Raw genomic sequence first — 9,143 nt, 5'->3', positions numbered from 1 at the left:
GCCAGCACCCGGTGGGTGATCGTCGCCCCGATCTGGGACTTGATGTCATCGCCCACGATCGGCACCCCGGCGGCGGTGAACTTCTCCGCCCACTGCTCATCGGAGGCGATGAACACCGGCAGCGCGTTGACGAACGCCACCCCGGCCTCCAGGGCGGCCTGGGCGTAGAACCGGTCGGCCTCCTCCGAGCCCACCGGCAGATACGACACCAGCACCTCGGCCTGCGCGTCCTTCAGGGCCTGGACCACGTCCACCGGCTCCGCCGCGGACTCCTGGACCACCTCCCGGTAGTAGGACCCCAGCCCGTCCAGGGTCGGCCCGCGCTGCACGGTGACCCCGGTGTGCGGCACCGAGGCGAAGACCAGGGTGTTGTTCTGCGAGGCGCCGATCGCCTCGCACAGGTCGAGCCCGACCTTGTCGGCGTCGACGTCGAAGGCGGCCACGAACTCGAGATCGCCCACGTGGTAGTCACCGAAGACCACGTGCATCAGACCCGGCACGGTGGCGGCCGGGTCGGCGTCGGCGTAGAAGTGCACGCCCTGGATCAGCGAGGAGGCGCAGTTGCCGACACCGGCAACGGCCACACGAATGGGATGGTGGGACACGGGACTCCTTTGTCTGGTCGTCTGGGTCCCGTCCCCGGCGCACGCCGGGCGGACTCCCGCACGGGCGCCCGGCGCCCGGCCGGGCAGGACCCAGCGCTCCAGTCTAGTGCCCGCCGGGGGCGGGCCCGTTCCGGCGGACGGCCGGCGGGCTCACAGCGCGCTGAGCAGCAGACCGAGGGCGAGCACGAGGAACAGCACGCCGGCGGCGAGCTCCACGGCGGCGCCGTGCCGCCGGAAGCCCGCGGCCAGCCGCTCGACCGAGCCGACCCACGCGACCGCGGTGAACCAGGCGAGGCCCACCGCCACGAGCAGCGCGAAGACCAGGGCCGTCTCCCACCACAGCGCGCCCGCCGGGACCACGTTGGCGAACAGCGCCACGAAGAAGATGATGGCCTTCGCGTTGGAGAGGTTCGTCACGAGCCCGAGCACGAAGGCCCGTCCGGGGGTGACGGTGCGCCCGGGCGGGGCCTGCGGCTCCCCCGGGACGCTCCCGGGTCCGCCGCCCGCCGGGCTCGGCACCCGGTCCGGCACGGTCCGCGCGGCGAGTCCCGCCCGGATCCCGCTCACCCCCAGCCAGCCGAGGAACAGCGCCCCGGCCACCTGGATGATCCGCTGGAGCGGGTCCGCCTGGCCGATCAGGACGGTCACCCCCGTGAGGGAGAGCGTGATCCACACCAGGTTGCCGGTCATCACACCCACCGCGGTGAGCACGCCGGCCGCCCGGGAGCCCAGCGACGCGTTGCGCAGGATCACCAGGACGTCCGGGCCGGGGGCGACGATCCCGGCGATCCACAGCCCGAGCAGGGCGAGGTACTGCGAGGCCTCCACGGCTACCGGGTCCCGCCGCTCACGCGGTCTTGGAGTCGCGGGCGCCCGCCCAGATGTTGATGTCGGAGTCCGTGGCCAGCCGGTCGATCGCGTCCAGCTCCTCCGGCGTGAAGGAGAGGCGGTGCACGGCGCCCACGCTGTCCTCGAGCTGCTGCGGCGAGGAGGCCCCCACGAGCGCGGTGCTGACCTGACCGTCCGCCTGCTCGCGCAGCACCCAGGCGATCGCCATCTGGGCCAGGCTCTGCCCGCGCGCGGCGGCGATGTCGTGCAGCCCGCGGACCTTCTCCAGGGTCGTGTCGGTCAGCCACTCGGGGTTCAGCGACTTCTCCGCCGCGGCCCGGGAGTCCTCCGGGACCCCCTCCAGGTACCGGTCCGTGAGCATGCCCTGGGCCAGGGGGGAGAACACGATCGAGCCCATCCCCGCCTCCGTCAGGGCGCCCAGCAGGGAGGTCCCCGAGGGGCCGGGGGACTCGATCCACCGGTTGAGCAGCGAGTAGGACGGCTGGTGGATCAGCAGCGGCGTGCCGAGCTCCCGCATGATCTGCTGGGCGCGCAGGGTCAGCTCGGCGTTGTAGGAGGAGATCCCCACGTACAGGGCCCGCCCGGAGCGCACGATGTGGTCGAGGGCCCGCATGGTCTCCTCGAGCGGGGTGTCCGGGTCCGGGCGGTGGTGGTAGAAGATGTCCACGTGGTCCAGGCCCATCCGCTGCAGGGACTGGTCCAGGGAGGACACCAGGTACTTCCGGGAGCCGCCGAAGTGGTACGGGCCCGGCCCCATGGTCCAGCCGGCCTTCGAGGAGATGACGAGCTCGTCCCGGTACGGCGCGAGATCCTGCGCCAGGATCCGCCCGAAGTTCAGCTCCGCGGCGCCGGCCGGGGGGCCGTAGTTGTTGGCGAGGTCGAAGTGGGTCACGCCGAGGTCGAAGGCCCGGCGCAGCGTGGCGCGCTGGGTGTCCAGCGGCTTGTCGTCGCCGAAGTTGTGCCACAGCCCGAGCGAGATCACGGGCAGCTTGAGCCCGGACTCGCCCACTCGGCGGTACGGCATGGTCTCGTACCGGTCGTCGGCCGGGAGGTAGGGGACGTCGGGTCCGTAGGTGCGCACGGCGGCCTTTCGGGGATCGGGGAGGTCGTTCGAGGGACGGTGGTGCTGGCTCAGTAGCGCACCACGGCGGCGCCGTGGGCGGGCAGCGCGGCGACGCCGCCGCCGGTCCCCGCGGTCAGCGACACCTCGCCGGAGCGGAAGAGCACCTCGGCGTCCTGGCGGCCGGGGAACGGGACCCGCGCGGGCTCGGCGCCGAAGTTCAGCAGCACCGCGACCCCGTGGGCGGAGCCCGGGGCCGTGGACCGGCGCAGCACGAACCAGCGGGCGTCCTCGTCGAGGTCGGTGCCGATCGTGGCGAAGCGCGGGTCGGTGAGCTCGGGCACGGCGCGCCGCAGCGCGATGAGCTCGCGGTAGGCGGTCAGCACCCGGGCGTGGTCGTCCCGGGCGAGCTCGTCCCAGTCGAGCTTCGAGTCCGTGAACGTGCTGGGGGCCTGCGGGTCCGGGACCGTGTCCTCGTCCCAGCCCATGGACGCGAACTCCGCCTTGCGGCCCTTCGCCACGGCCTCCCCGAGCTCGGGCTCGGGGTGGGCGGTGAAGAACTGCCACGGGGTGGACGCGCCCCACTCCTCCCCCATGAACAGCATGGGGGTGAACGGCTGGGTGAGCAGCACGGCGGCGCCCAGCACGAGCTGGTCGGTCGTGAGGCTCGCGCTGATCCGGTCCCCCGCGGCGCGGTTGCCGATCTGGTCGTGGTTCTGGATGCACGTGACGAACTGCCACGGGCGCACCCGCTGCTTGTCGACCGGCCGGCCGTGGTGGCGGCCGCGGAAGACCGACATGGTGCCGTCGTGGTAGAACGCGTCCCGCATCACCTTGTCGAGGGTCCCGAGGGCGGCGAAGTCGGCGTAGTAGCCCTGGGTCTCCCCGGTGAGCGCCACGTGGGCGGCGTGGTGGAAGTCGTCGAGCCACTGCCCGGTCATGCCGAGGCCGTGGGCCGTGGTCGGCGTGATCATCCGGTGGTCGTTGAGGTCGGACTCCGCGACGGTGAACAGGGGCTTGCCGGTCTCCACGCCCACGCGCTCCACGAGCTCGGCGATCTCCTCGAGGATGTGCACGGCCCGGTGGTCCTGCAGGGCGTGCACGGCGTCGAGGCGGAACCCGTCCACGTGGTAGTCGCGCAGCCACATCTCGACGTTGTCCAGGATGTAGTCCCGGACCCCGTCCGAGCCCCAGCCGTCGAGGTTGATGAGGTCGCCCCAGGTGCTGGAACCCGGCTTGAAGTAGTCGGCGAACAGGGGCAGGTAGTTCCCGGACGGGCCCAGGTGGTTGTAGACCACGTCCTGGATCACGCCGATCCCGCGCTGGTGGCACGCGTCCACGAAGCGCTGGTAGGCGGCGGGCCCGCCGTAGGACTCGTCCACGGTGTACCAGAGGACACCGTCGTAGCCCCAGTTGTGCTCGCCGTTGAACCCGTTGACGGGCAGCAGCTCCACGAAGTCCACGTCGAGCTCGACGAGGTGGTCGAGGCGCTCGACCGCCGAGTCGAGGGTGCCTTCCGCGGTGAACGTGCCGGGGTGCAGCTCGTAGATCACCGACCCGGCGAGGGTGCGCCCGGTCCACGCGGCGTCCCCCCACCGGTGCGCGGACGGCTCGAACGTGCAGGAGAGGTCGTGCACGCCCTGGGGCTGGCGGCGGGAGCGCGGGTCCGGCAGGACCTCGGAGACCTGGGAGCGCTCCTGCCCCGTGCCCTCGTCGAAGGTCTTGCCCAGGAGGTAGCCGTAGCGCACGGTGCCCTCGGGCACCTCAGCGCCGTCGGGCAGGGTCCACCAGCCGTCGCGGCGCGCCGCGGTGCCCGCCGGGGAGTCCTCGGGCAGGTCCGCGGCGGGGATCATGTCGTGGTCGTCGCCCTCGATCCGCACGGTCACCGTCCTGGCGTGCGGGGCCCAGACGTCGAAGCGGTTCAGGTGCTCACGGGTGTTCATGGAGGTCAGGAGTCCTTCCGGCGCAGCAGCGCCACGGGGTAGTCGGCCAGCAGCCGGGACAGCGCCACGGTGCCCGTGTGCAGACGGCGGGTCAGCACGTCCTCGTAGTCGCCCGCGGGCAGCTCGAGGGTCTCGCCGTCGAAGCCGCCCGCGGCCGCGAGGCCGAGGGGCAGGCGGGTGGCCACGGTCACGGCGCCGCCGCGGTCGAACGCGAACACCTGCCCGGCCAGGGGCCCGGACGCGGTCAGCGGGGTGTAGCCGGTGAACAGCTCGGGACGGTCCCGGCGCAGCCGCAGGGCGCGGCTGGTGACGAGCAGCTTGGCGGCGCCGTCCGGTCCCACGGCGGGGATCCCGTCCACGGTGCCGCCCACGGGGGTGTCCAGGCGCGCCAGCCGGGCGGCCCGGTCCTGGAAGTCGACGGGACGGCGGTTGTCGGGGTCCACGAGGGACTCGGCCCACAGCTCGGAGCCCTGGTAGACGTCCGGGACGCCGGGCATCGTGAGCTGGACGAGCTTGGCGGCGAGCCCGTTCGCCCAGCCGGCCGGGGTGACGTGCGCGGCGAAGCCCTCGACCACGGCCCGCATCTGCGGGTCGTGGTGGACGAGCTCGACGAACCGGGTGAGCCGCTGCTCGAACCCGGCGTCCCCGTCGACCCAGGCGGTGGAGTTGCCGGCCTCGCGGGCGGCCTTGAGGGCGTAGTCCAGCACGCGGTCCTGGGAGATGGGCCAGGCGCCCACCACGGCCTGGAGCACGAGGTTCACGAGCGGGCCGTCGCCCACCGGGGCCCCGGCCTGCTCGGCGAGCTTCTTGACGGTGCCGACCACGCCGGCCCACTGCTCCCCGGCCTCGGCGAGCACGGTGATCCGTGCCCGCACCGCCTCGGAGCGCTTGGTGTCGTGCGTGGACAGCGTCGTCATCGCCAGAGGCTCCTCGGCGGCCCGCCGGGCGAGCTCGGCGTGCGCCTCCTCGGGGGTCACGGCGAAGTGCGACGGGTCGCCGCCGACCTCGGTCAGCGACGTCAGGCGGGGGAAGCGGTAGAACGCGGTGTCCTCGACGCCCTTGGCCATGACCATCCCGGAGGTCTGCTGGAAGCGGCGGGCGAGCTCCCCGAGCTCGGCCTCGTCCGTCGCGTCGACCCCGAGCAGCCCGCCGAGGATCCCGAGCGCGCCGGAGAGGTCCGGGCGCTGCTCCCGGGCCGCCTCGAGGGCCGCCCGCAGGTGCTCGGCGCCCTCGGGCAGGTAGCTGCGGTAGACCGGGAAGTTCGCGAGGATCTCCGCCAGCCCGTCCTCCGCGACGGCCTGCTCCAGGCCGGCGTCCTCGGGCACGAGGCGGGCGAGGCGCCGGACCTCGGCCAGCAGCGCGCCGTCGGCCATGGCGCGCTTGGTGCCGTGGATCATCTCGTCCCAGTGCACGGGCTCGCCGTTCCGCAGCCGGGCGTCCAGGCTCGTGAGCGCGTACTCCCCGGCCGGGTCGGTGAGCAGCCGGTCGATCACGCCGAGGGCGTCGTAGCCGGTGGTGCCCGCGGTGGCCCAGTCGCGCGGCAGCCGCTCGCCGGGCTCGAGGATCTTCTCGACGACGACGTAGGCGCCGCCCGTGAGCTCCTTCAGCTGCTCGAGGTACTGCCGCGGGTCGCGCAGCCCGTCGGGGTGGTCGATGCGCAGACCGTCGACGAGGCCCTCGTCGATCCAGCGCCTGATCTCCGCGTGGGACTCGTCGAAGACCTCCGGGTCCTCGACGCGCACGCCCGCGAGCGTGGCGACGGTGAAGAAGCGGCGGTAGTTGAGCTCGGCGTCGCCGCGGCGCCAGTTCACGAGCTCGTAGTGCTGCCGGTCGTGGACGTCCTGCGGGTCGTCGCCCTCCGCCCACGTGCCCTCGGCCAGCGGGTAGACGTTGTCGTAGTAGCGCAGCGTGCCGTCCTGGACCCGGAGCTGCGCGAGCTCGTCGTCGCCGTCGCCCAGCACGGGGATCAGCACCCTGCCGCCACCGGCCGCCCACTCGACGTCGAAGGCCTTCGCGTACGGCGACTCCTGGCCCTGCGCCAGCAGCGACCACCACCAGGGGTTCTGCTCCGGGGCGGCGACGCCCTGGTGGTTGGGGACGATGTCCACCAGCACGCCCATGCCGCGGGCGTGGGCGGCGTCGGCGAGGGCCTTGAGCCCGGCGGCACCGCCGCGGACGGGGTCCACCTCGGCGGGGGACGCGACGTCGTAGCCGTGGTCGGAGCCGTCGACGGCCCGGAGGATCGGCGACAGGTAGACCCAGTCGGCGCCGAGGTCGTGGAGATAGTCCACGAGCCCCGCGGCACGGTCGAGCGTCAGGTCGGAGGTGATCTGGAGTCGGTAGGTCGAGATAGGTGTGCGCACCGCACCAGTCTGTCGGCCCGGCCCCGGAAACGCCAGCAGGCTGTCGACCCGTGTCCGGGTCGACAGCCTGCCGGGGCCGTCAGGTCACTGGTCCTGCGGCGCCTTCGCGTACGCGGCCACGGAGGCGGCGACCGACGCGTCGGGCTCCTCCTCGGGCGCCTCGTAGGCGCGCAGCACGACCATCGACTTGCCCTCGAGGACGATCGCGGTGCGGGCCTTGCGGATCTGTCCGTCGGCGTACTTGCCCGCGGTGTCGATCACCTCCTCCCACTGCCGGCCGTAGCGCACCGGGGGGAGCTTGCACTTCACGGGCTCCGGGTTGGAGTTGAAGTACACGATGAAGTTCACGTCCGTGATGGGCCGCCCGCGCATGTCCACGCCGGCGATGCCGTTGCCGTTGAGCCACATCCCGAAGGAGCGGGACAGCGGCTCGCCCCAGTCGGCGGGCTTGAGCGGGGCCCCGTCCGTGTTCAGCCACGCGATGTCGGGCATGGGGCGGCCGGTGTCGTCCGCGTCCATCTCGACGGGCCGGCCGTCGAAGAAGTCCGAGCGCCGGAACGTCGGGTGGTCGTGGCGCAGGTGGGTCACGGCGGCGACGAACTCGGTGAGCGGGCCGTCCATGGTGTCCCAGTTGATCCACGACAGCTCGTTGTCCTGGCAGTAGGTGTTGTTGTTGCCGTCCTGCGTGCGGCCGAGCTCGTCGCCGTGCAGCACCATGGGCGTGCCCTGGGACAGGAGCAGTGTCGCGAGGTAGTTGCGCTGCTGGCGGGAGCGCAGGGCGAGCACCTCGGGGTCGTCGGTGGGGCCCTCCACGCCGCAGTTCCAGGAGCGGTTGTGGGACTCGCCGTCGTTGTTGCCCTCGCCGTTGGCCTCGTTGTGCTTCTCGTTGTAGGAGACCAGGTCCCGCAGCGTGAAGCCGTCGTGGGCGGTGACGAAGTTGATCGACGCGAACGGACGGCGGCCGCTGTGCTCGTAGAGGTCCGCCGAGCCCGTGATGCGGGAGGCGAACTCGCCGAGGGTCGCGGGCTCCCCGCGCCAGAAGTCGCGCACGGTGTCCCGGTACTTACCGTTCCACTCCGTCCACTGGGGCGGGAAGTTGCCCACCTGGTAGCCGCCGGGGCCGACGTCCCACGGCTCCGCGATGAGCTTCACCTGGGAGACGACCGGGTCCTGCTGGACGAGCTCGAAGAACGTGGCCAGCTTGTCCACGTCGTAGAACTCGCGGGCCAGCGCGGAGGCGAGGTCGAAGCGGAAGCCGTCCACGTGCATCTCGGTCACCCAGTAGCGCAGGGAGTCCATGATGAGCTGCAGGGAGTGCGGGTGGCGGACGTTGAGGGTGTTGCCGGTGCCCGTGTAGTCCATGTAGAACTTCTGGTCGCCCTCCACCGTCCGGTAGTAGGCCTGGTTGTCGATGCCCTTCATGGACAGCGTGGGGCCCATGTGGTTGCCCTCGGCCGTGTGGTTGTACACCACGTCGAGGATGACCTCGATGTCGGCCTGGTGCAGGGCGCGCACCATGGCCTTGAACTCCTGGACCTGACCGCCGAGGTCGTTGGTGGAGTGGTACTCGTTGTGCGGGGCGAAGAACCCGATGGTGTTGTAGCCCCAGTAGTTGCGCAGCCCCTGGTCGAGCAGGGTGCTGTCCTGCACGAACTGGTGCACGGGCATGAGCTCGATGGCCGTGACGCCGAGCTTCTTCAGGTGCGCGATCACCACGGGGTGGGCCACGCCGGCGTAGGTGCCGCGCTGCTCCTCGGGCACCTCCGGGTGCTGCTGGGTGAGCCCCTTGACGTGGGCCTCGTAGATCACCGACTTGTGGTACGGCGTGCGGGGGGTGCGGTCGCCCTCCCAGTTGAAGAACGGGTTGATCACCACGCCCATCATCATGTGGGAGGCCGAGTCCTCGTCGTTGAACGAGTCCTCGTCGCCGAAGTCGTAGGAGAACAGCGCCTGGTCCCAGTCGATCTGGCCGGAGACGGCCTTGGCGTAGGGGTCGAGCAGCAGCTTGGCGGAGTTGAAGCGCTGGCCCTCGGCGGGGTTCCACGGTCCGTGCACGCGGTAGCCGTAGCGCTGCCCGGGCTGGATCGTCGGGAGGTAGCAGTGCCAGACGTAGCTGTCCTGCGCGGCGACGTCGATGCGGGTCTCGGTGCCGTCCTCGTCGAACAAGCACAGCTCGACCTTCTCGGCGGCCTCGCTGAAGAGGGCGAAGTTCGTGCCGGTCCCGTCGAAGGTGGCTCCGAGGGGATAGGGCTGACCTGGCCAGACTTCCATGGGGGATCTCCTGTCGTACCGCCGGGCAGGGGTCACCGTCAGCGGGCTGGGT

General features: G+C 71.9%; 5 protein-coding genes and 1 pseudogene. All 6 read right to left on the bottom strand.

The window, feature by feature from the left end; translation table 11 throughout:
• Window positions 1-605: pseudogene (locus ACFYE3_RS03385) on the bottom strand (inositol-3-phosphate synthase); the annotation flags it as partial.
• Window positions 606-755: 150 nt separating this feature from the next.
• Window positions 756-1,433, bottom strand: coding sequence for a LysE family translocator (locus ACFYE3_RS03380; protein ID WP_387605026.1), 678 nt, complete (start codon window positions 1,431-1,433; stop codon window positions 756-758).
• Between the two features lie 19 nt (window positions 1,434-1,452).
• Window positions 1,453-2,478, bottom strand: a complete 1,026-nt coding sequence (locus ACFYE3_RS03375) for an aldo/keto reductase (RefSeq protein WP_387606001.1) — start codon at window positions 2,476-2,478, stop codon at window positions 1,453-1,455.
• Between the two features lie 107 nt (window positions 2,479-2,585).
• A complete protein-coding gene (gene treZ / locus ACFYE3_RS03370; RefSeq protein ID WP_387605027.1) occupies window positions 2,586-4,457 on the bottom strand; it encodes a malto-oligosyltrehalose trehalohydrolase in 1,872 nt (623 codons plus the stop codon).
• 5 nt (window positions 4,458-4,462) lie between these two features.
• Window positions 4,463-6,820 carry a malto-oligosyltrehalose synthase gene (gene treY, locus ACFYE3_RS03365; RefSeq protein WP_387605028.1) on the bottom strand — a complete coding sequence of 786 codons (2,358 nt, stop codon included), beginning with the start codon at window positions 6,818-6,820 and terminating at the stop codon, window positions 4,463-4,465.
• An 84-nt stretch (window positions 6,821-6,904) separates the two neighbouring features.
• A complete protein-coding gene (glgX, locus tag ACFYE3_RS03360) occupies window positions 6,905-9,091 on the bottom strand; it encodes a glycogen debranching protein GlgX (RefSeq protein WP_387605029.1) in 2,187 nt (728 codons plus the stop codon).
• Window positions 9,092-9,143: the final 52 nt, after the last annotated feature.

The organism is Kocuria arenosa (assembly GCF_042879215.1).
GTDB lineage: Bacteria > Actinomycetota > Actinomycetes > Actinomycetales > Micrococcaceae > Kocuria > Kocuria arenosa.
This window is presented reverse-complemented; position numbering and strand designations above follow the sequence as displayed.